We start from the raw sequence: 21,510 nt of genomic DNA on the forward strand, positions 1-21,510 counted from the left end.
ATATTTTGCAATTTTAAACTCGTATCTGCTTTACGCAAAATTGCATTTATAAGCCTGTTGTCAAAAAAGAGAAAGCATAAAATTACCTCATTTACAGTATTCTTCCTAAAACTAATCAGGTATAGAATAGGGTATTTACTGTGTATTATCTATCGCTTGTTTTAGAATGTCTTGTCTGGCTGCGCCGATGAATATTTTATTACCAATGATATAAGAAGGTGTTCCCGTAATATGAAGTGTAGAGGCAATGTGAATATTTTCTTTAAAAGCTTTTTGCAGATTAGGGTCTTTTATTGCATTACGGAGTTTTTTTTCATCTGCTCCTAATGAAACAGCTATTTTTATAGCTTTAGCTTCATTTGCGCGCCCTTGATGCATTAAAAGCTTTTTATGAAACTGAGGATATTTTTCTGGAAATTGTTTTCGAAATGCGTAAGCAACGGTATGAGCCGCCATAGAATCAGATCCCAAAATCGGTAAATCCTTGATAATAACCCGTAGATCTGGATATTCTTTTATCAAGTCTTCTATATCTGAATAGGCACTTTTACAAAATCTGCAATTGTAATCAAAAAAATCAACAAGTACTTTTTTACCATTTGGATTCCCCAAAACAGCGTCATGAGGAGAGTGAAAAATTTCCTTTTCTAATAAATGAATAATTGAGCTTTGACTTTCGTCTTCATTTTGTTTTTCCAGCTTATCTTGAAGGATAAGCTGCATTTCAATCAAAACTTCTGGATGAGTAAGAAGATACTCTCTAACAATTTGTTGAATATGCTGAGAATCAGTATGCGGTGTCATTTTTTCTTTAAGCTTAGATAAAAAGCTAGAATCTTCTAAAAGTTGTGCTTTAAGTTTTTCTAAGCTTAAATGATTGGTTACTGTCTGCTGTGATGTTGCGTTTGATAAAGAAGGTAAAAAGGTTAAAATACTCAACATAACTGGGACTAAAATTTTTGAAACAAGTGTTATTTTCGAGTTTTCAGGTTGATGAGTCATCTGTATACCTTTACATTTTCTATTGTGTCATTGAGTAAACTATATGAAAAGCGTTCTCTATGTGCAATAAAGCATTTAGCTATAGTATGTATTCTCAAATGGTAAAAAACATTAATTTTTCTCTAAAAAGCTTTCATATGATGTACATTTGCAAAGATTATATTGCCTACAGGATAAAAAATCCTCTCTTTAATTTGTCAAATGTTGTTTTGATGTATAAGGGTATAAAAAGCTTTTTGTGCGTGTTTATTTTAGGAAATAAGTACGTTGATAATACAATGAAGAACACTTGTATTATTTTTTCCTGTTGCTTTATTGAGGACTGAGAAACAAAATTAAATAATGAAAAGTGAAATTATGAAAACCACAACACATTATGAACTGTTTATCATTGGGGGAGGGATAAACGGGTGTGGATTGGCAAGAGATGCAGCTGGACGCGGTTTTAAAGTAGGATTAGCTGAAATGAAAGATCTTGCATCAGGGACTTCAAGTGCATCAACAAAACTTATTCACGGTGGTCTTCGTTATCTTGAACATTATGAGTTCAAACTTGTTCGTGAAGCACTCAAAGAACGCGAGATCATTTTACGTATAGCTCCACATATTGTACGTCCTTTACGTTTTCTTCTTCCTTATCATAAAGAATTGCGTCCTGCTTGGATATTGCGTTTTGGACTTTTTATTTATGATTATTTAGGGAACTGGAATCAGAAATTGTGGCGCAGTAAAACGATTAATTTTTCAAAAAAGTTTTGCTCTACACTGAAAAAAGAATATCAGAGAGGTTTTGAATATTCTGATGCAAGAGTAGATGATGCGCGTTTAGTCATTGCCAATGCTCGTGATGCAGAAAAGTGGGGAGCTGATATAAAAGTACGGACAAAAGTTCTATCTTTAAAAAGAGAAGACAAAAAATGGCGTATCTTTCTTCAAGACAAGTTAAGCGGTAAAGAATATAATGTCACTGCTTCTTATGTTGCGAATATGACAGGACCTTGGATTGATCATGTTTTGGCAAGCGTATTAGACTGTAAAGAACATACGCCAATACGGCTTGTTAGAGGTTCTCATATTTTGGTTCCCAAACTTTATACTCATGATCGTGCTTATATTTTTCAAAATGGTGATGGGCGTATTATATTTGCTATTCCATATCAAGAAGAGTTTACCTTGCTTGGAACAACAGATTGTAATTATCAAGGAGATCCGGCTGACGTTCATATTACTGATAAAGAAATTGATTATATTTGTGCAGCAGCCAGTGAATATTTCATACAACCAGTATTACCTGAAACGATTGTCTGGTCTTACTCTGGAGTTCGTCCACTCTATGATGATGGAGCTTCAAAAGCACAAGAAATTACGCGCGATTATGTTTTAAAAGAAATGGGAACAGGAACGACACCAAAGATACTTAATCTTTATGGTGGAAAGATTACAACTTATCGTAAGTTAGCTGAAGATGCGATGAAATTTGTTGAAAAAGCACTTGGTAAAAAGGGAGCATCATGGACGGCTAAGGCAGTACTTCCAGGGGGAGATTTCCCCTATAACAAATTAGATACAATCGAAAATAGGATTGCTCTTTTAATGCCAGATTTAGATGTTTTTACACATCGCAGGCTTGCACGCTCCTACGGTACGGAAGCATTGCTGATCTTTGCACATGGTAAGGCAAATAAAGGAAAAAATTTTGGACATGGGCTTTATGAAGTAGAAGTAAAATGGTTGATGGAAAAAGAATGGGCTAAAGTATGTGAAGATGTGTTATGGCGTCGTTCAAAACTGGGGCTCCTATTTAATGAACAAGAGGTTGATACTCTTTCTTCCTATATGCAAAGCCAACAAGAGATTGAACAACGTTTATGATCATTTCATTTTACAGATTTTATCTGCAATATTGTAAATATTTTCCTTCAAGAGATACTGATATCAGTTATAGATATTAAAAAGGCAATGGCTGTCTATACCCTGATTTTAGTTTTTTTTTGCAAGAATCACAAAATGGCAAAATTAGATAGAATATTTAAGATGAAATTTGTCTATTTTATAAAGTGAAATCTAAGAATATTACCAAAAAGAACTCATTGATAAAAAATGATTTATAATTAGATTCGTATGAAATAAGGTTTTTTTCTTCTTTAGGAGAAGATAAAGCTACTTTCTTTAGCGTTTATTTGCACAATGAGTTAAAAAATCTAAAGAAAATTAAATCGATCATGAAAAATTGTATAATGTGTTAGTTTAGCATTTATTATCTTAAACGCTGTACTAAATCATGTAAGGGGAGAGACTTGAAGAGCGTAAGAAGAACTTATAAATGAGTTTTTTATATTATAGTAAAAATCTTCTTTTTTCATGTTTATATACCTGAACACTAATCTATGAGAAATGCGATATTGTGTTTTGGCATGATTGATTGTAGTAAACCTTGATATCAATTGAAAATAATGAGCTGTTATTATACTCATGATAGTATAAGAGAATAAAATTTTCCGTAAACTAAAAGTAAGTATTTTTCTATGTATAAAGAGAGAGCTATAGGGACATGAGAGTAATACCCTCATGATATTTTACAACCTTCCATCGCCTATAAAATTTGCAGTAGCACCAATGTTGGACTGGACAGACCGACATTGCAGGTTTTTTTATCGTCTTTTAACGAAAAAAGCTCTCCTTTATACGGAAATGATGGTAGCAGATGCTGTCATTCATGGTGTTCGTGAACAATTGTTGGCTTTTAGCGACAAAGAACGTCCAGTTGCATTACAATTAGGGGGGGCAGATCCGAAAAAGTTAGCAGAAGCTGCACGAATTGCTGAGGATTTTGGCTATAACGAAATAAATCTCAATGTTGGTTGTCCATCAAATCGTGTTCAAGCAGGTGTCTTTGGAGCTTGTTTGATGCTACATCCAGACATTGTGGCAAATGCTGTGGAAGCGATGAAACGAGTGGTTACGATACCTGTAACTGTCAAATGTCGGATTGGAGTGGACGAACAAGATGAAGAATTAGCATTAGATCTTTTGGCTAATCAAGTTTGGAATGCTGGATGTGATGCGCTCTGGATACATGCACGCAAGGCATGGCTACAAGGATTGAGTCCGAAAGAAAATCGCAATATTCCGCCCCTTAATTATGAAAGGGTTTACAAATTAAAACGTCAATATCCTCATAAATTCATTGGGATAAATGGTGGAATTAAATCGATTGATGAGATCAAAGAACACTTAACTTTCTGTGATGCTGTGATGGTTGGTCGCCAAGTTTATCATGATCCAACTTTGTTAAAATATATTGATTTTGAACTCTATGGTGAGTCGCAGAATAGTCTAAGTGAGAGTGATCTTATTGAGGTTATGTGTGATTATGCAGCTCGACATATTGCATCGGGGGGACGGCTTTCTCATGTGACGCGTCACATGATTGGTTTATTTCATGGGCGGGGTGGGGCACGTCGATGGCGGCAAATACTATCAAATGATGCGATAAAACCAAACGCAGATATATGTACTTTAAAAGAAGCTTTTTATGCTCTCATTTAATAACAGTCAGACAATTAACATATATTGAAGTTGAGATCCTTTGCGTTTTGATTTCTTTGCGATAATTTTGATCCCTTTAATTTTATAAGTTTTTGAAAGTTTATAACTTTTATTATGAATAAGAATGTTAGAATTTATATATTAAACGGCATGCTGATTATGCCTATTAAATAAAAAATAGTTTAAGGGTATCACTGTAAAGGTAGTCATAAGATATTAATAACATTTTGAATCTTGCACGTTTGTTATTGGGGTAAAAAATAGAATGTAGAAATTATTGCTTTCATAGTATTTAACATTTTTAAAGCACTGTTAAAAAAACAATAAATTATTCATATCCTGTATATATGACGTGATTTTCATAAACATTGTAGATTTTAAAAGGTATCCTTATGATCGCTAGTCCATTTGATGATTTTCGTGCTTTGTTTACAAATTTACCTGTTGCTGATGAGTTTTCTATAATTTTGGCAAAAAAACGGCAAAAAAACTTAACAAAAGAGCAAGGAACATTGGGAAAACTAGGAGATATTGCTGTTTGGTACGCGGGGTGGAGAGGTACAGAAAAACCTATAGTAACGCGACCTTTGGTTGCTATTTTTTCTGGAAACCATGGTATTGTAGAGGAGAATATTACACCATTTCCACAATCTATGACACAAAAAATGGTACAAAATTTTGCATCTGGCGGTGCTGCTATCAACCAAATTTGTATCGCTTATGATCTGGGATTAAAAATTTTTGATTTAGCATTGGAATATCCAACAATGAATATTACCAAGGATGCTGCAATGGACGAGAGAAGTGCAGCTGCTACAATGGCATTTGGAATGGAATCCATTGCTGGTGGAACAGATCTTTTATGTATTGGTGAAATGGGAATTGGAAACACAACAATAGCTTCAGCTTTATGTTTAGCATTGTTTGGTGGAGACGTTGAAGAGTGGACAGGACATGATATGGAATCGGAGGGTGATTTTTATCAGCGTAAAATAGCAGCGGTTAAGGCAGCAGTTTCCTTGCATAAGGAGCATTTAAATGATCCTTTTGAGATAATGCGTCGCTTAGGAGGACGTGAAATTGCTGCTATGGTTGGTGCTATTTTGGCGGCAAGAATGGAAAAGATACCCGTTATTTTAGATGGTTTTGTGGCAACAGCAGCGGCAGCGGTCCTTTATAAAATGCATCCAAAAGCTCTTGATCATACTCTCGTTGGACATGTTTCTTCTGAAAAAGTCCATCGTAAACTTTTACAAAAAATTGGCAAAGAACCACTTCTAGATTTTGGAATGCGTCTTGGTGAAGGAACAGGAGCAGCTATAGCAGCTGGAATTGTCAAAGCTGCTGTTTTAACTCATGCACAAATGGCGGTTTTGGAACAAGAAAGTTTGAACACTTAAAAGATGATGAGACGGATATAAAAAACGCTTAAGAGTTATGTTCATTTACCTTTTCATGTAATTTAATATAATTCAGCGGAAGCTCCGTTGTATATTTAATCTGTTCCATTGCGAAAGAAGATGAGACATCACGGATATCAATTTTAGAAATTAATTTTTTATAAAAAAGATCATAAGCTTCAATATTGGGAACAACAACACGCAATAAATAGTCAATATCTCCACTCATTCGGTAAAATTCAATAACTTCACGGAACTCCTGCACAATTTGTGAAAAACGCTTAAACCATTCATGACTATGTGTATTTGTGCGAATAGACACAAAAACAGTGACGTGTGCGTTTACTTTTTCTGGAGAAAGAACAGCAACACGACGTTGAATGACGCCATCTTCTTCAAGTTTTTGAATCCTACGCCAGCAAGGAGTGGTCGAAAGTCCCACTTTTTTAGCAATATCAGCAACAGAAAGTGTCGCATTTTCTTGCAAAAGATGTAAAATTTTTCGGTCAAGACGATCCATATTTCTTCTCAATATCTTAATTTATAAAAATTTACGCACTAAACGACGCAGATATACAATAAGCTCATCGTTAAACCATGGATTTTTCTGTAACCAAGAAGTATTTCGCCATGACGGATGAGGCAAAGGCATAACATTATAGCCTCGAGGTTGAGGAATGGAAAGAATATTTCTCCAATCACCAACAGTTGCAGAAACGGTTTTATGTTTTAATTCTGTAATGTGCCACTTTTGCGCATAACGACCAATGGCAAGAACAAGCTTTATTTGAGGCATTGCCTGAAATATCTTTTCATGCCATATTTCTCGACATTCACATCTTGGTGGTAAATCAGCTTTATTTTTGTCATAACCTGGAAAACAAAATCCCATAGGAACAATAGCGAAGAGAGATTTATTATAAAATTCTTCTTTTGTAACACCCAGCCAATTACGCAATCTTTCGCCCGAACGATCATTAAAAGGGATAGAAGTTTCATGAACACGCAATCCTGGTGCTTGGCCTGCAATTGCAATCGAAGCAGTATCGGATAAATAAACGACAGGGTTTGGTTCATGAGGAAGAGGAGGAAAATAATGGGGTTGTTGGACGCAAACACGACAGGAATAGATCTCTTTTTCAAGTTTGATAATTGGGCTACATTGTTTCATTAGTAAATAAAATTAAAAAATATTTTTCTTATTCTGTGCGAGGATTTGCTTTGCGCCATTCTTTTGGTCGTTGAAAACTTGATGCCCATATTCCTTTCTTTTTCCTTCTCGCTTCTTGCTCTTCTTTGGGGTATTCATAATAATTTACAGCCCAACCATTCTGTACAAGTGTTGCGTTGATATTGCTAACTTGTTTTGTTTTACATGTTGCAAGAATACGGCGATATTTATCTGTTTTTTGCCAGTGACATATAACAGTTTGATTTTTTAATAATTGTTCTAAATATTTCTTTGCCTCAAGCCCACAAGGGTAGCGTGCTTCCTTTTTTCCACAAAATTGGTGGAGTTCAGGAGCATCAATTCCAGCTAGTCGAATCTTAATTGAAGAAATCATAATGGTATCGCCATCAATGATTAAAGCATTTCCTTTAACAGAGTTTTGAGAAGAAAATTTTTCTTTTTGAGGCAACTGCTGAGTTTTCTTAAAGTAAGTTGACATAATGATAAGAATGCTGGCAGCGACAAAAATACTGAAACCGATAACTTTTAGATTAAAGATTCTTAGATTAAAATGAGAAAAAGATTTTTTCATGAAATAAAGAAACTGCTAACATTACTATAACTCTATTTTAGTATTGTTTATAATTCATCCGAGAAGCTTTATTCATATGACGAAACAATGTCTCGTTTTAATGACAAAATTTTCGTTAGATATCACAATAATCAAATACTCATGCAGAATATATGTAAGCAACTTAAATAATAAATCAACTTAATCCAAATCCGTACAAAACGTACAAAGTTTAAAGTAAACTTTTTAAACTTAAGGAAATAAAAAAACACCCCTCAAAAAATAACTTTGAAGAGCAATACTCCCACATTTCTTTTGGAGTATAAAATCTATCAATTCAATAATAATTTTATTTATTTAATTTTTGTTTCTTTAAATTCAACGTGCTTTTTTACAACTGGATCATATTTACGCTTGCTCATTTTATCTGTCATTGTGCGGCTGTTTTTCTTTGTTACATAGAAAAAACCAGTATCTGCAGTTGATAAAAGCTTGATCTTAATGGTTGCTGCTTTAGCCATAATGTAAATACCCTATTTATACTGAAAAAATATTATTGCTTTCAAAACTTATTTCCGACATCATCAGATTTTCCGGCAACACTACGGATGTTCTCAAAAAAGTCAAGAGCTGATTAATTTTCTCATCAGTTGGATAAATACCAAAATGACATATAAACCGAAAAAAACAGCCATAGCTATTGAAAAACCAAAAGGATTAAAAATATCCATGGATTTTCCAATAAAGGTTGGCCCGATGAGCATACCAATTCCATAGCAAAAAATAAAGGCAGAATTAGCAGCAGCAAGTTCTTGGCCCTTAAGACGTGCTCCTAGATGTGCCAGAGCAATTGTATAAAGGCTAGCTGATACACCACCAAGAAGGAACAGATCAAGCATTAGAACCCATGGATATTGAGTGATCCATGGTACCATAAAAGTTCCCACAAGACCTAGGATAGCACAACTTATTAGGGGATAACGTCGATCTTTGGCATAGTCGCTTATAATGCTGATAGGAATTAAGAGCAAAACATTCCCAAGTGCAAGCGTTGCCATAAAGTGTGCTGCTTCATGCTCATTATAGCCAATGGATAAAGTAAAGGGTGTTATAAGAGTTAATGCGCCCATTTGAATAGCACCGTAAACAAACACTGCCATCATGGCACTTGGAACATAAAAAAGATAACGAAAAAATGGCGTATATTGGCTTTTTTGAAATTCTGGACTTAATTTCCAAGCCGCAAGAATTGGGATAACAGCAAGTATAATAAGGCTATAGCCAACAGCAAAAGGAATAAAGCCTTGTGTTCCCACTTTTGCTAGCAACGTTGGACCTACCGCAAACCCTAATCCTAAAACAATAGCATAAATGGAAAGAACCAAGCTACGTTTTTTAGGGGGAGCACAACTGTTGATCCAAAACTCTGACAGGATAAACATAACTGTCATAGTGAAATGTAATATAAACCTTAAAATGAACCAAACCCATAAGGGGTCGAAAAAATAGAATCCTAAAAAACTTAAAGATCCTATAGCCATCATAAGCAATATTGTTTGAGAAATTCCTAAGCATAAGGCGATTCGAGACGTAAAAATAGCTGCAATAATTGTGGCGATTCCACCAACAGTTCCACTATAGCCGATTGTACTGTTGGAAAGTCCTTTTTCTGCCATAAGAAAAGAGACAAGTTGTGTTCCCATTCCCAATGCTGTTCCAACGGTACCAATGGTTGCAATAGCTGCAATAATGGCACGCAAAGAATTATTTTGAGAGTCAAAAGCTTTTTTTTTCATGAGAATGACTTAAGATACTTTTGTTTATTCGAATAATAAAAAGGTGTGCTGAAATGAAAAAAGCCCAAGCTCTCTTTTGCAGATTTTCTCACCTATTAAGTATAAAAAACCTGCAAGATTTTTATAAAATTACTATATTTATAAAATAAATCACATACCTTTATATACTAAATAAAACATAAAAATAATATAAATACTACATATTATAGGTCTTTTCTTAGCTTTAAGTCATTATTATTTATATGCTTTTAAAGAGAGAAACAAGAGGTTTAATTATTTTTAATAAAGATTTTTAGACTTTAAAATAAAAAATAATACAACGAAAATTATAAAAATGTTTTTTACTTTTTATTTTTAATTAATTTTTTCTTTTCCCATAAAAAGTATATTTTTGTTTTTTTAATTTGTTTTTATGGTAGGATGTCGGTGAAAATTTTATTGGACGAGGTTTTGTTAAGAGCTCGAAGCATAAAGCGCCAGCAAAAGGTTGTACCGTTATAAGTTTTACTTCTACAACATCACTGAGTTGATAGCCTTTATGGCTACGCTGTCCTACAAGAACATGTTGTGCTTCATCAAAATGATAATAATCATTTTTAAGTGTAGAAATATGGACAAAACCATCTGTATTGAGTTTATCAAGTGAGATAAAAAGACCTGCTTTTGTAACTCCGGAAATGCGACCTGTAAAAATACGACCGATTTTATTCGTTAAATAGTGAGCAACAAGCCGATCAATCGTTTCTCTTTCAGCTACCATCGCACGGCGCTCATATAAAGAAATTTGCGTAGCAATTTCTGCAAGATTTTGTTCTTGTGTCTCTGTTAATTGATCATTTCCTAATTTGAGAGCTTTAATGAGTGCTCGATGAATAATGAGATCAGCATAACGACGGATTGGTGATGTAAAATGTGTATAGTTCTGCAAGTTCAAACCAAAATGGCCACTATTTTTAGGGTTGTACTCTGCTTGTGATTGTGAACGCAAAATAACTTGATTGACTAGTTCTTGTTGTTGAGTATGAGCGACCTTTTCTAAAATTCTATTAAGACGTGCTGATGTCAGTTCTGCACTTCGAGCGAGTGATATTCCTAAACTTTGAAGAAAATTCCGCAATATTTCTTGCTTGGCAAGAGAGGGTTTCTCATGAATACGGTAGATGAGGGGCTGATGATGTTCTTTTAAGGTTTCAGAAGCTGCAATATTTGCTTGTATCATAAACTCTTCAATCAAACGATGTGCTTCTAGATGTTCTTCACTCACAACATCTTGGATGCATCCATTTTGATCAAGAATAATCTTTTTTTCTGTTATTTCTAATTCTAGTGGTTGTCGAAGATTTCGCGCAGCTTTAAGGCATGCATAGGCTTCCCATAAGGGGTGTAAGATATTCTCAAGTAAAGGTACATTTTTTTCATTGATATGTTCTTTTCTTGCCAATTGCACTTCTTGATAAGAAAATTTAGCTCTTACCCGCATCATAATACGATGAAAACTATGTTTTCGTTTATTACCGTTTGCATCAAAAATCATACGAACTGCTAAAGCTGGCCGTTCTTTTCCTTCACGTAGAGAACATAAATCATGAGAAAGGCGTTCAGGCAGCATTGGCACAACAGTATCGGGAAAATAAACAGAATTTCCGCGTTTCAATGCTTCTTTATCTAAAGCACTTCCTGTTTTGATATAGTAAGAAACATCTGCGATGGCTACAATAATAATCCAACCATCATTGTTTGCTGGATCCTTATCCTTGGTTGCATAAACTGCATCATCATGGTCTTTTGCATCTGGTGGATCAATTGTAATAAAGGGTAATTGTCGCCAATCTTCACGATTATCCATATTGGCAGCTTTGATATGTTTGGCTTGCTCAAGAACACTTTCAGGAAAAATATAAGGAATTCCTTTCGAAAGAAGCGCTATCATTGAGAGTGTTTTCTCACTCTTAATGTGCCCTAAAACATTCTTTATTTTTGCGCTCTTTAATCCGTAACCAGTATTTTTTTTTATTTCGACTTCAACGAGATCACCCGTTTCAATCTTCATTTCTGGAGACATTTCAACAATAAGTTCATTGGTTTTGCGGTCTATAGGATCAAGGCGCCATTGATTATTTTCCAATTTTCGTACAATAGCAAATGCGCTTTTGGGAGATACATCAATTTTACGAATAATTCGTCCCGTATAAGGATGGCTTGAGCTTTCAGAATTTTTATTTCGAAAAACTTTTACAAGAATATGATCTCCAACACCAATATTACTTCCTTTTATGTGATGAAAAGAGTGTATTTCAATATTGGGCTTTGGAGAATCTTCCCATTCAAGAGGTTGTGCAATAAAACTTCCATCTTTATCACGTCCGCTAATTTTTACTAAAGTAACAGGAGGTAATTTTCCTTTGTTTATTGCTCTTTTGCGGTGTTTAGATATAAGATTTTGATCCTTCAACTCACGTAACATATCTCTAAGCAAAATACGAGAATCACCTTTTAAGTTAAAAGCTTTGGCGATTTCTCGTTTACTTGAGTGGTTAGGATTCTCAATTATAAAGGAAAGAATTGCTTCCTTATTGGGAAAAGTTTTCCCCTTGAATGAAGAGAGATATTTTATGTTTTTTTCACCTTTAGCCAAAATTTATATCTCTTTTATTTTTGCTTTTGTTTTAGAAGAAGCTCTTTTTGAAGTTGTTTTTTTACTCGATGCTTTAGCCGATATAAGTTCTAGTGCCTCTGGAAGTGTTACACTAATGGGATCTTTATCTTTTGGCAATGTTGCATTAATTTTACCCCAATTGACATAAGGACCATAACGCCCGTTGCGCACGGTAATGGTTCCTCCTTCGGGATGCTCTCCTAATGTTGCCAATGCTTCAGGTGTTGTTCTGCTTTGCCTGGTTTTGTTTTCTTGTTGTTCTGCTAATACTGTAACAGCGCGATTGATACCAATATCAAAAACTTCATCTGCATGAAGAAGGCGCGCAGATTTTCCGTTATGGCTAAGATAGGGACCATATCGTCCAATCGTAGCCGTGATTGTTTTTCCGGTTTCAGGATGAATGCCAATTTCACGGGGAAGGGATAGTAAAGCCAAGGCTTTATCAAGGGTTACATTTTCTGCCTGCCATTCTTTTGGTAGTCCTGCACGCTTAACTTCTTTGCTTTCACCAAGTTGAATATAGGGACCAAAGCGGCCATTACGAAGAGAGATCTCTTTTCCTGTTTCAGGGTCAATACCAAGTATAACAGGTTCATCATTGCGTATAGCTTCATTCTCTTCTCCAGTATCTGTACCAAGTTGGCGTGTGTATTTACATTCGGGATAATTGGAACAACCAACAAAAGCACCATAACGCCCAAGTTTTAATGATAATTGACCATTTTTACAAAGAGGACAGGAACGTACATCACTTCCATCTTCGCGTTCAGGAAAAGCGAGAGGTGCTAATGTTACATTTAAAGCATCAAGAACATTAGTTATACGGAGTTCTTGGATATTGATAATAGATGCATTAAATCCATCCCAAAAATCTCGCAATACGTCTTTCCAAGAAAGTTTGCCATCAGAGATAAGATCCAGCTTTTCTTCAAGATCTGCTGTGAAACCATATTCTACATAGCGATTAAAAAAATTTTCAAGAAAGGCTGTAACAATACGTCCCTTAGCATCGGGAATAAGCTTTCGTTTATCAATGACAATATATCCACGGTCACACAATGTCGCCAATGTGGATGCATAAGTTGAAGGACGACCAATTCCTAACTCCTCAAGCTTTTTAATTAATGAAGCTTCAGAATAACGAGAAGGGGGCTCTGTGGTATGTTGTATAGATTCAACTTTTTCTTTTGTCAGTGCTTCACCAGTGTTTATTTGTGGTAAACGTGTTGATTCATTTTCTTCATTATTTTCTTCGTCTCGTTGATCCGTGTAGACGGAAATAAAGCCATCAAAGCGAATAACAGATCCTGTTGCTCGTAGATTTGCATGGTTTTCTCCTTGTTGTGCTTCAATTTCAACAGTTGTACGTTCAATTTCAGCAGAGCGCATTTGGCTGGCAATAGCACGCTTCCATATTAGCTCATAGAGCTTTGCTTGATCGCTATCGAGAAAATTACGGACTTGACTAGGATTGCGTTGAAAATCTGTTGGACGGATCGCTTCGTGTGCTTCCTGTGCATTTTTTGCCTTTGTTGAATAAAAACGTGGCTTTTCAGGAATATAGTCTTTTCCGAAAGTTTCATGAATAACTTTTCTTGCTGAATCAATAGCCTCAGGTGCTATTTGCACACCATCGGTACGCATATAAGTAATAAGCCCTGCCGTTTCACCGTTAATTTCAATGCCTTCATAAAGCTTTTGGGCAATTTGCATAGTGCGAGAAGCTGAAAATCCTAATTTTGAAGAAGCTGCTTGTTGTAGTGTGGAGGTTGTAAATGGAGGAAAAGGATTTCTCTTTGTAGGTTTTGCTTCAACACTGAGTGTATGGTATTGGGCTTGCTCCAACATAAAGCGAATTTGGTCTGCTTGTTCTTGAGATTGAATATCAAGCTTGCCTATTTTTCTTTGATTAAACATTGTCAATCTTGCTTGGAAACTATCATTTCGGATGGTTTTTAACTGTGTTGTAATGGACCAATAATCTTCTTTGATAAAATGTTCTATTTCTGATTCACGATCACAAATAATACGCAAAGCAACCGATTGAACGCGTCCTGCTGAACGCGCACCAGGAAGTTTACGCCATAAAACAGGTGAAAGTGTAAAACCAACGAGATAATCAAGAGCACGACGCGCAAGATAAGCATCTACAAGCGATGTATCAATATCACGTGGATTGTTCATAGCATCAAGCACAGACTTTTTGGTGATGGCATTGAAGACAACTCTTTTAATAGGTTTATCTTTTAAAACTTTTTTTTGACGGAGAACATCCAGAATATGCCATGAAATAGCTTCCCCTTCACGATCAGGGTCTGTTGCTAATATAAGGCTATCGGCTTCTTTAACGGCTTTTGCTATTTCATTTAAACGTTTAGCGGCAGCAGAATCTATATCCCATTTCATAGAAAAATCTTGATCCGGTAAAACAGAACCATCTTTTGCAGGCAAATCACGAACATGTCCAAATGATGCGACAACTTTGTATTGAGACCCAAGATATTTATTAATTGTTTTTGCTTTTGCTGGAGATTCAACGATAACGATATTCATAATTTTATCCAAATATTGAAATAAAAATTTTTTTATAAACGCCTTTCACGCGAATAGCTAATGCCAATTGCTTAAGAGCACATAAAAAAATATTAGCCATATAAAAAACATGAATATTGTACAACTTATGATTGTCATTATTAGAGTACACCCTATATAGAATTACACGATTTATTTTCCACTGTTATTACAAAAACATACGGCGAAATACTAAGATAACGTCTATTGAGAGGTAGGAGGGGAAATGCTCAAGGATAGAGGATTATGTTTATAAATCATTTAAAAGTTATCCAATATATTACAGACATGTCAAAACAAATGAATCAGATGGCGCGTCAGGCGCACAGTCCGCTTTTAGCATTGCTTTTGGATATGGTTGCCAAAGAAGGGCAAAGCATTATTAATAGTGCTGAGGCTCTTGGGGAAGATCAAGATTCGACAATGACACACAACCACCAGAGTGTCGAATAAGCTTTCCAGCAAGGTCGAGTTCTACCAACAAGAGGTAGAGAGCTGGGAGTGAAACACCTGAGTGGATACTGAGTGTGTCTAAATCGATTGGCGTTGTTGAAAGAGCGGAGAGAACTGCTGCGCGTGCTGCATCATCATCTGCTAAAGAGAGGCTGTTGTTTTTTTTATCTGCTAAATTAAAATTCTCCTTTTCAAGTTGTAAAGAGGATGGTTCCTCAAAAAAATTGAGTTGGGAATTTGGAAGCGGTGAAATTAATGGCGTAAGTGTTTCTATGATGTCAGAAGGATGTGTGGTGAGTAGAGCTCCGTCTTTGATAAGATTGTTGGTACCAACAGATCTTGGATCAAGTGGAGAACCGGGAATGGCAAAAATTAACCGTCCCATTTCAGCTGCTTGACGTGCGGTAATTAAGGACCCTGAGCGCAGGGCTGCCTCTACAACCAAGAGACCAAGTGACAAAGCTGCAATAATACGGTTTCTTCTTGGAAAATCGATAGCACGCGGCTGCCAAGAAATGGGCATTTCGCTGATGATGGCTCCACCGTTGGCAATAATATCTTCATGCAACTTTTTATTTTCAGGAGGATAGATATGATCAATTCCTCCAGCCATAACTGCAACAGTTCCTGTTTTTAAACTTGCTTGATGCGCAACACTATCAATTCCACGAGCAAGCCCAGAAATTGTTACAAAGTCTGCTTCTCCGAGAAAACGCGCAAATTGAGCCGTAAGCTTTTTTCCCGCAGCTGAAGCATTTCGAGAACCTATAATTCCAATAGAAGTTTTTTGAAAAATTGCAACATTACCTTTGATAGTAATAAGCGGCGGAGGGGCTTCTGTAACCTTAAGAAAAGCTGGATAATCTGGTTCTCCTATACCGATAAACCGGACATCTAATCTTTCAGCTTCTTGCATTTCTTTTTCTGCATCTTCTAAGCTTGCTATTTTAATAGATACAGAACCACCACCTTTTCTACTAAGCTCTGACAGCGCTGCCAGAGCATTTTCTGCTGTTTTATAATGATCAATGAGATTGCGAAAACTAACAGCTCCAATATTTTCACTGCGCAATAACCGTAACCAGCTTAGACGTTGACGATCAGTAAGCAGGATTCCTTTATTTATCTCCGTTTTTCGTACCAATCTTATTTTCTTCCCCAATTAATAATCTACCGATATTTGCATAATGTTTTATGAAAACAAATATGCTCATCATAATCAGCATACAACAGAAATAAGAAGCGGAAAAATAAAAAACAAATACCGGTGTGATCGTAACAGCAATAAGCGCAGATAATGAAGAATAACGCATGAGAAGAAAAATCGCACTCCATACAATAATAAAAATAATTGCTGCAGGCCAATAGATTCCTAAGCACACCCCTAGATAGGTAGCAACACCTTTGCCGCCTTTAAATTTAAGCCATACGGGGAAAAGATGTCCTAAGAAAACAAAAAAGCCTGCTAGAGAAATAAGAATACTATTGTCTAGCGGATCACTAAAAAATTTTGTAACGAAAACAACGATAGTTCCTTTTAACATATCACAAAGAAGTGTTAGAGCAGCAAGCTTTTTATTTCCTGTTCGTAAAACATTTGTTGCTCCAATATTGCCGGAACCGATTGTTCTTATATCACCAATTTTGAACAATTTCGTAAAAAGAAGCCCAAATGGAATCGAGCCAATGAGATAAGATATGAGAAAAATAAACCATGGAGTGAACTGAAAAAATATTTCTGCTTCATTCATTAAGAATCTCATTAAGTTTGTTGATCAAGTTTAAAAACGTTTTTCCCTTTCACAAAAGTCTGGAGCACGCGTCCTTGAAAACGTGCATTCTCAAAAGGGGTATTTTTTGAACGTGAATAGAGCTTCTCTTTTGAAACAACCCATGGTTCTTCAAGATCAACCACAATAAGGTCTGCATGAGTACCTTTTTTGAGTGTTCCTGCATTGAGTCCAAAGAGCTTTGCAGGCGCCGTTGACAAAAGTTCCGTTATCCGTAGAAGAGATAGGCTCTCATCATGATAAAGGCGTAAAGCTGCGCTCAATAAGGTCTCCATACCAATAGCGCCAACTGCCGCGTCATTAAATGGTAAATGTTTTTTGTCGATACTCTGAGGATCATGAGAAGAGACAACAACATCTATAGTCCCATCCTTTATTGCTTCAATCATTGCTATACGGTCTTCTTCTGTACGCAATGGGGGCATTAAGCGAAAAGAGGTGCGATATTCACCAATGTCATTTTCATTGAAAGATAAATGATTAATAGATACACCCGCTGAAATTTTCTCACTGCGTTTTTTACCTAAACGAAGTGCATCAGCAGAGAGTGCTGTCGATATTTGAGCAGCATGATAGCGTGTTTGCGTTAATACTGCTAATCGCAGATCTCTTTCAAGTGGGATAACTTCTGCTTCGCGTGGGATGCCAGAAAGACCAAGCCAACTGGCAAGCAGTCCTTCATTCATCACACCTTGCCCTGTAAGATCTTTATCTTGCGTTTCATGCATCAATGGAACATCAAAATCGCGTGCATAACTCATTGCCCGTCGCATAACAGATGAATTTTGAAGTGTTTTTTTTCCTTCACTAAAAGCAACAGCCCCTGCATCCTTGAGCAAACCAAATTCAGTTATTTCTTGTCCGTTGAAACCTTGTGTGATGGCAGCAACAGGATAAATATTGACCGATGACATTTCCTGTGCTGTATGCGTAATAAATTTAATCAGAGCAATATTATCAATGACTGGGTGCGTGTTTGGCATCATAAGAAAGGAAGTAATACCACCTGCTGCGGCCGCTTGACTTGCTGATGCAATTGTTTCACAATGTTCATTCCCTAATTCTCCAACAAAAACGCGCGCATCAACAAGTCCAGGGAGAATTGCTTTGTTTTGTGCGTTAATAACTTCTGCTTCTTCAGGAAATCCTTGATTCAGAGCTTCTTTTCCAGCGGCTATAATTCTTCCATTTTCAATAATAACTGTACCAATTTCATCGATTGCGCGCGAAGGATCAATAATACGAGCATTTTGAAAAACAACTGGTTTTATCATTTTTTTTCTCCACTGATCTTTGCGCGTGAATCTAATAGAGCCTCCATGACAGCCATACGCACTGCAATTCCCATTTCTACTTGTGTATGAATCATACTTTGTGGTCCATCTGCTATATCGGATGAAATCTCCACACCACGGTTTATTGGTCCAGGGTGCAGAATAATAGAATCATTTTTGGCATAGGCTAAATTTTCTTTATGTAAGCCAAAATAATGGAAATATTCACGCGTAGAAGGAATAAAAGATCCTGTCATCCGTTCATGCTGTAAGCGCAACATCATGATAACGTCAGCATTTTTAAGACCTTCTTTCATCGTGTTAAAAACCTCAACACTCATATGAGCGATTTCTGCGGGTAAGAGTGTTGAAGGAGCAACAGCACGAACACGAGCACCCAAAGCATTGAGACACAGGATATTGGAACGGGCAACACGTGAGTGTAAGATATCTCCGCAAATCGCAACAGTTAATCCTTCAATACGACCTTTTGTCCTTTTAATGGTTAGAGCATCTAATAAAGCTTGGGTTGGATGTTCATGAGCACCATCACCTGCATTAATAACACAACAATCAACTTTTTGTGCTAATAAAGCTGCCGCTCCTGCACTGTTATGGCGAAAAACCAGTATATCTGGCTTCATCGCATTGAGAGTTATAGCTGTATCAAGTAATGTTTCTCCTTTTTTTACAGATGAGTTGCCGATCGCAAGACTCATCACGTGTGCACCTAGCCTTTTACCCGCTAATTCAAAAGAAGATTGTGTTCGCGTAGAGGCTTCAAAAAAGAGATTAATTTGAGTCCGTCCATGCAAAGTAGATTTTATTTTATCAATTTTGTTAGAAAGGATAACATTTGCTTCTGCACGATCAAGCAATGTATTAAGATCTTGTGCACTTAGATCTTTAATAGCTAAAAGATGTTGATGAGGGAAAAGTGGAAAAAAATTATCTTGCATCATAGCATTCTTCTTTATCTCTCTCTAAACAGGTTAAACAAGCATTTGTTTGAATATGATAAATGTTTCTTAACTCTAAAAAGACAAATAGTCTATGATATGAATGATTTGAATGTAGGAATATACCTATGAGTGCTGTATCTGCGCAAAATACTCGTCGAAAAAATACATTTCTTAGCGATACGCTTATGTTTCGTATTGCTTCTACTTTGCCTAAGTTTTTGTTAGCAAGTTTTGAAGAAATAGGGGATTTTGCCGCGAGTCGAGAAGCATGGAAACTTTCTTGCTTAGCGAATCATTATAAGCCTTTACTATGCTATAATGATGAATGGGGGCAACCAACAGAAAGATTAGAGATCCATTCTTCCTATCAAGCTCTTCAACAATATTCTAGACAAGCAGGTTTGGTTACCTCGCTTTGGGAAAATACGAGCTCAGAAAATGGAGTACGCTATCAAGCGCGTGCGATTCGTTTAGCTTTATCTGCTGGTTTAGAAACAGGACATTTGAATGAAGTTATCATAACGAGTGCAGCTATTGCTGTTTTAATTAGTGATATTGAGCTCTTCAAAAAATGGCAACATGTCCTTTTATCACGCCAATATGATTCCTCATCAAAGCCTATTCATCATAAAAAGGCTGCTTCTCTAACTTGTGCATTTGACGATATTGAAAAATACGCTTTCAATTTTCCAAGTGTTAAGAAAATTTCTTTCGATGAAAGTATGGAACGTGATCTATATCGTTTAAATGTTGTAAAAACCAACGTTATTAATCCTACCGCTGACGGATATCTTGTTAGTGCAGATTTAGATGGTCATTTAAGTTGTTTTTTTATTCCACGCATACAAGAAAATGGCGCATTAAATGGATCTATATCGATTCGTCATTTAATTCAGCGTTCTGGAGAACTTTTAACACCAGAGGGGGTTGTCGACTTCCAAGGCAGTTATGGCTGGCTTTTGGGAAATGCTGGAGAAGGGCTTAAAGTTATTAAAGATATCGAGACGATGATGCGTTTCGATCAATCTGTCATATCGGCAGGTGTTTTACGAGCGGCTCTTCAATTTGGTATGGATTTTTTCCGGAAAAAAATGCCCAATCAGCCTTTACCTCCACTGACAGAACGTATTTTTGCAGATATTGCATTAGATATAGCTGCCTCACAAGCATTGGTTTTGCGTTTAGCAAGAGCATTTGACAATGCAGCAAATGACCGTTCTGAAGCAGCTTTTGCCCGCATTATGACACCTATTATTGCTTATCATGTAAGTCAATTGGTTGTGCCTATTATTGGTGAAATTATTGCACAACTTGGTATTGAAAGTTTTATAGAGAATAATCCATTATCACAAATGTTGCATAATGGGCCTGCGCGAATTGTGAGAAATAGTTCTGCTAATCAATTGGTAAAGGATGCCATTCTTATTGGTGAAAAAGCACCGGGATTGTTTCAGAAATTGTTGGAAAAAATTGCTCTTGATATTGGACCAGCGGGACCCCGAGCAATTGAAATTATTAAATCAGCAGGTGATATGGCATCAGCAAATGAAGGTGCAGGAAGATTTTTTGTTGAACAAGTAGCTTATGCAGCAGCAGCAGCAGCATTACGTTCTACGGACATAGAACATGTTGCGAATGCCTATATGGAAAGCCGCCTTGGGGGACAATGGAGATCTTCTTACGGGATGCTCATTGCGCGATATAATGCAGGGCATTTGCTCAATGTCCTCTATCCTTCCATATGATGAAAGTTTTGAATTCTATTGAGAGCACCTTGCAATATAAAAGCGGCGGCTGCCGAATCAATACGGCTTACTCTTTTAGCGCGCGATACATTCATTTCTAAAAGAGACCGTTCTGCAGCAATTGTTGATAAACGTTCGTCCCAAAAAACAAATGGAATTTTTGTATAAGCTTTCATATTGCTCACAAAAGCTCTGGTTGCTTGAACACGAGAGCCACTGCTTCCATTCATGTTAAGAGGTAAACCAATGATAATAACACCTACATTTTCACGGTCAAAAATTTTAATAAGTGTGTAAGCATCTTCTGTAAATTTTTTTCGCTGTAATACAGGACGCGGATTTGAGACAATCAACCCCCTATCAGAAATCGCAATTCCGATCGTTTTTGTCCCTAAATCTAAGCCTGCTATCGTTTGTCTAGGCAAAAGATGTGTTATAACTTCATCTATATTAATAACAGTCATAAAGGTATAATACGTTTTTTAATGTTTCAGATCTATAGTTATATTCTTTATTCATGTTATCTAATATTCTTGCACTTACAAGTGCAGCCTTGTATAGCCAGAA

At 36.2% G+C, this 21,510-nt stretch carries 18 protein-coding genes; 5 read left to right on the forward strand and 13 right to left on the reverse strand.

What is annotated here, in order from left to right; genetic code table 11:
• Window positions 1–135: 135 nt before the first annotated feature.
• Window positions 136–1,002: a DsbA family protein gene (locus ACFIML_RS00920; RefSeq protein ID WP_375606914.1), complete on the reverse strand. Its 867-nt coding sequence runs from the start codon at window positions 1,000–1,002 to the stop codon at window positions 136–138.
• A gap of 342 nt (window positions 1,003–1,344) precedes the next feature.
• On the opposite strand from ACFIML_RS00920, the gene glpD reads away from it, so the two are divergent.
• The 3 genes from glpD to cobT all read left to right on the forward strand — a co-directional run bounded on the left by glpD (window position 1,345) and on the right by cobT (window position 5,951).
• The gene (gene glpD, locus ACFIML_RS00925) at window positions 1,345–2,874 is read left to right on the forward strand and encodes a glycerol-3-phosphate dehydrogenase (protein ID WP_375687157.1); all 1,530 of its coding nucleotides are present in this window, start codon (window positions 1,345–1,347) and stop codon (window positions 2,872–2,874) included.
• Window positions 2,875–3,570: 696 nt separating this feature from the next.
• Window positions 3,571–4,551 carry a tRNA dihydrouridine(20/20a) synthase DusA gene (gene dusA, locus ACFIML_RS00930; RefSeq protein WP_375687159.1) on the forward strand — a complete coding sequence of 327 codons (981 nt, stop codon included), beginning with the start codon at window positions 3,571–3,573 and terminating at the stop codon, window positions 4,549–4,551.
• 392 nt (window positions 4,552–4,943) lie between these two features.
• A complete protein-coding gene (cobT, locus tag ACFIML_RS00935) occupies window positions 4,944–5,951 on the forward strand; it encodes a nicotinate-nucleotide--dimethylbenzimidazole phosphoribosyltransferase (protein ID WP_375615171.1) in 1,008 nt (335 codons plus the stop codon).
• A 28-nt stretch (window positions 5,952–5,979) separates the two neighbouring features.
• Here the strand turns inward: cobT and ACFIML_RS00940 are convergent, their stop codons facing one another.
• From ACFIML_RS00940 to topA, 7 genes are all read right to left on the reverse strand, one after another.
• Window positions 5,980–6,471 carry an Lrp/AsnC family transcriptional regulator gene (locus ACFIML_RS00940; RefSeq protein WP_375606910.1) on the reverse strand — a complete coding sequence of 164 codons (492 nt, stop codon included), beginning with the start codon at window positions 6,469–6,471 and terminating at the stop codon, window positions 5,980–5,982.
• Window positions 6,472–6,492: 21 nt separating this feature from the next.
• Window positions 6,493–7,122, reverse strand: a complete 630-nt coding sequence (locus ACFIML_RS00945; RefSeq protein WP_375610386.1) for a uracil-DNA glycosylase family protein — start codon at window positions 7,120–7,122, stop codon at window positions 6,493–6,495.
• Window positions 7,123–7,150: 28 nt separating this feature from the next.
• On the reverse strand, window positions 7,151–7,714 hold the full coding sequence (locus tag ACFIML_RS00950; protein ID WP_375606908.1) for a thermonuclease family protein: 564 nt from the start codon (window positions 7,712–7,714) through the stop codon (window positions 7,151–7,153).
• A 332-nt stretch (window positions 7,715–8,046) separates the two neighbouring features.
• Window positions 8,047–8,214: a 50S ribosomal protein L33 gene (gene rpmG / locus ACFIML_RS00955; protein ID WP_004864083.1), complete on the reverse strand. Its 168-nt coding sequence runs from the start codon at window positions 8,212–8,214 to the stop codon at window positions 8,047–8,049.
• A 102-nt stretch (window positions 8,215–8,316) separates the two neighbouring features.
• Window positions 8,317–9,489 carry an MFS transporter gene (locus ACFIML_RS00960; RefSeq protein WP_375606907.1) on the reverse strand — a complete coding sequence of 391 codons (1,173 nt, stop codon included), beginning with the start codon at window positions 9,487–9,489 and terminating at the stop codon, window positions 8,317–8,319.
• 358 nt (window positions 9,490–9,847) lie between these two features.
• Entirely contained in the window at window positions 9,848–12,124 is a 2,277-nt protein-coding gene (gene rnr / locus ACFIML_RS00965) for a ribonuclease R (RefSeq protein ID WP_375687161.1), read from the reverse strand.
• 3 nt (window positions 12,125–12,127) lie between these two features.
• A complete protein-coding gene (gene topA, locus ACFIML_RS00970) occupies window positions 12,128–14,701 on the reverse strand; it encodes a type I DNA topoisomerase (protein ID WP_375687163.1) in 2,574 nt (857 codons plus the stop codon).
• 264 nt (window positions 14,702–14,965) lie between these two features.
• Between topA and ACFIML_RS00975 the strand changes: the two genes are divergently transcribed.
• Window positions 14,966–15,172 (forward strand): hypothetical protein, encoded by a 207-nt coding sequence (locus ACFIML_RS00975; RefSeq protein ID WP_005773510.1) that lies wholly within the window; start codon window positions 14,966–14,968, stop codon window positions 15,170–15,172.
• On the opposite strand, the gene dprA is transcribed toward ACFIML_RS00975, so the two are convergent.
• The 4 genes from dprA to ACFIML_RS00995 are packed head-to-tail and all read right to left on the reverse strand — an operon-like array spanning window position 15,102 to window position 19,198.
• Window positions 15,102–16,334 carry a DNA-processing protein DprA gene (dprA, locus tag ACFIML_RS00980; protein WP_375687165.1) on the reverse strand — a complete coding sequence of 411 codons (1,233 nt, stop codon included), beginning with the start codon at window positions 16,332–16,334 and terminating at the stop codon, window positions 15,102–15,104. The two genes, ACFIML_RS00975 and dprA, sit on opposite strands and share 71 nt — an antisense overlap.
• Window positions 16,291–16,923 carry a glycerol-3-phosphate 1-O-acyltransferase PlsY gene (plsY, locus tag ACFIML_RS00985; protein WP_375610381.1) on the reverse strand — a complete coding sequence of 211 codons (633 nt, stop codon included), beginning with the start codon at window positions 16,921–16,923 and terminating at the stop codon, window positions 16,291–16,293. The genes dprA and plsY overlap by 44 nt, the downstream gene beginning before the upstream one ends.
• 11 nt (window positions 16,924–16,934) lie before the next feature.
• The gene (locus ACFIML_RS00990) at window positions 16,935–18,236 is read right to left on the reverse strand and encodes a dihydroorotase (RefSeq protein ID WP_375687167.1); all 1,302 of its coding nucleotides are present in this window, start codon (window positions 18,234–18,236) and stop codon (window positions 16,935–16,937) included.
• Window positions 18,233–19,198: an aspartate carbamoyltransferase catalytic subunit gene (locus tag ACFIML_RS00995; protein WP_375687169.1), complete on the reverse strand. Its 966-nt coding sequence runs from the start codon at window positions 19,196–19,198 to the stop codon at window positions 18,233–18,235. Before ACFIML_RS00995 ends, ACFIML_RS00990 begins: the two co-directional genes overlap by 4 nt.
• 125 nt (window positions 19,199–19,323) lie before the next feature.
• Here ACFIML_RS00995 and ACFIML_RS01000 point away from each other — a divergent pair, with 125 nt between their 5' ends.
• Window positions 19,324–20,943: an acyl-CoA dehydrogenase family protein gene (locus ACFIML_RS01000; RefSeq protein WP_375606900.1), complete on the forward strand. Its 1,620-nt coding sequence runs from the start codon at window positions 19,324–19,326 to the stop codon at window positions 20,941–20,943.
• Here ACFIML_RS01000 and ruvX read toward each other — a convergent pair.
• On the reverse strand, window positions 20,928–21,407 hold the full coding sequence (gene ruvX, locus ACFIML_RS01005; RefSeq protein ID WP_375606899.1) for a Holliday junction resolvase RuvX: 480 nt from the start codon (window positions 21,405–21,407) through the stop codon (window positions 20,928–20,930). The two genes, ACFIML_RS01000 and ruvX, sit on opposite strands and share 16 nt — an antisense overlap.
• Window positions 21,408–21,510: the final 103 nt, after the last annotated feature.

The sequence above is a fragment of the Bartonella sp. AC62GZZY genome (genome assembly GCF_042196525.1).
GTDB lineage: Bacteria > Pseudomonadota > Alphaproteobacteria > Rhizobiales > Rhizobiaceae > Bartonella.

Bases quoted from the DNA above. Each gene is read 5' to 3' on its own strand.
- ACFIML_RS00920 (WP_375606914.1), bottom strand. From the start codon at position 1,002: ATGACTCATCAACCTGAAAACTCGAAAATAACACTTGTTTCAAAAATT.
- glpD (WP_375687157.1), top strand. From the start codon at position 1,345: ATGAAAAGTGAAATTATGAAAACCACAACACATTATGAACTGTTTATC.
- dusA (WP_375687159.1), top strand. From the start codon at position 3,571: ATGATATTTTACAACCTTCCATCGCCTATAAAATTTGCAGTAGCACCA.
- cobT (WP_375615171.1), top strand. From the start codon at position 4,944: ATGATCGCTAGTCCATTTGATGATTTTCGTGCTTTGTTTACAAATTTA.
- ACFIML_RS00940 (WP_375606910.1), bottom strand. From the start codon at position 6,471: ATGGATCGTCTTGACCGAAAAATTTTACATCTTTTGCAAGAAAATGCG.
- ACFIML_RS00945 (WP_375610386.1), bottom strand. From the start codon at position 7,122: ATGAAACAATGTAGCCCAATTATCAAACTTGAAAAAGAGATCTATTCC.
- ACFIML_RS00950 (WP_375606908.1), bottom strand. From the start codon at position 7,714: ATGAAAAAATCTTTTTCTCATTTTAATCTAAGAATCTTTAATCTAAAA.
- rpmG (WP_004864083.1), bottom strand. From the start codon at position 8,214: ATGGCTAAAGCAGCAACCATTAAGATCAAGCTTTTATCAACTGCAGAT.
- ACFIML_RS00960 (WP_375606907.1), bottom strand. From the start codon at position 9,489: ATGAAAAAAAAAGCTTTTGACTCTCAAAATAATTCTTTGCGTGCCATT.
- topA (WP_375687163.1), bottom strand. From the start codon at position 14,701: ATGAATATCGTTATCGTTGAATCTCCAGCAAAAGCAAAAACAATTAAT.
- ACFIML_RS00975 (WP_005773510.1), top strand. From the start codon at position 14,966: ATGTTTATAAATCATTTAAAAGTTATCCAATATATTACAGACATGTCA.
- plsY (WP_375610381.1), bottom strand. From the start codon at position 16,923: ATGAATGAAGCAGAAATATTTTTTCAGTTCACTCCATGGTTTATTTTT.
- ACFIML_RS00990 (WP_375687167.1), bottom strand. From the start codon at position 18,236: ATGATAAAACCAGTTGTTTTTCAAAATGCTCGTATTATTGATCCTTCG.
- ACFIML_RS00995 (WP_375687169.1), bottom strand. From the start codon at position 19,198: ATGATGCAAGATAATTTTTTTCCACTTTTCCCTCATCAACATCTTTTA.
- ACFIML_RS01000 (WP_375606900.1), top strand. From the start codon at position 19,324: ATGAGTGCTGTATCTGCGCAAAATACTCGTCGAAAAAATACATTTCTT.
- ruvX (WP_375606899.1), bottom strand. From the start codon at position 21,407: ATGACTGTTATTAATATAGATGAAGTTATAACACATCTTTTGCCTAGA.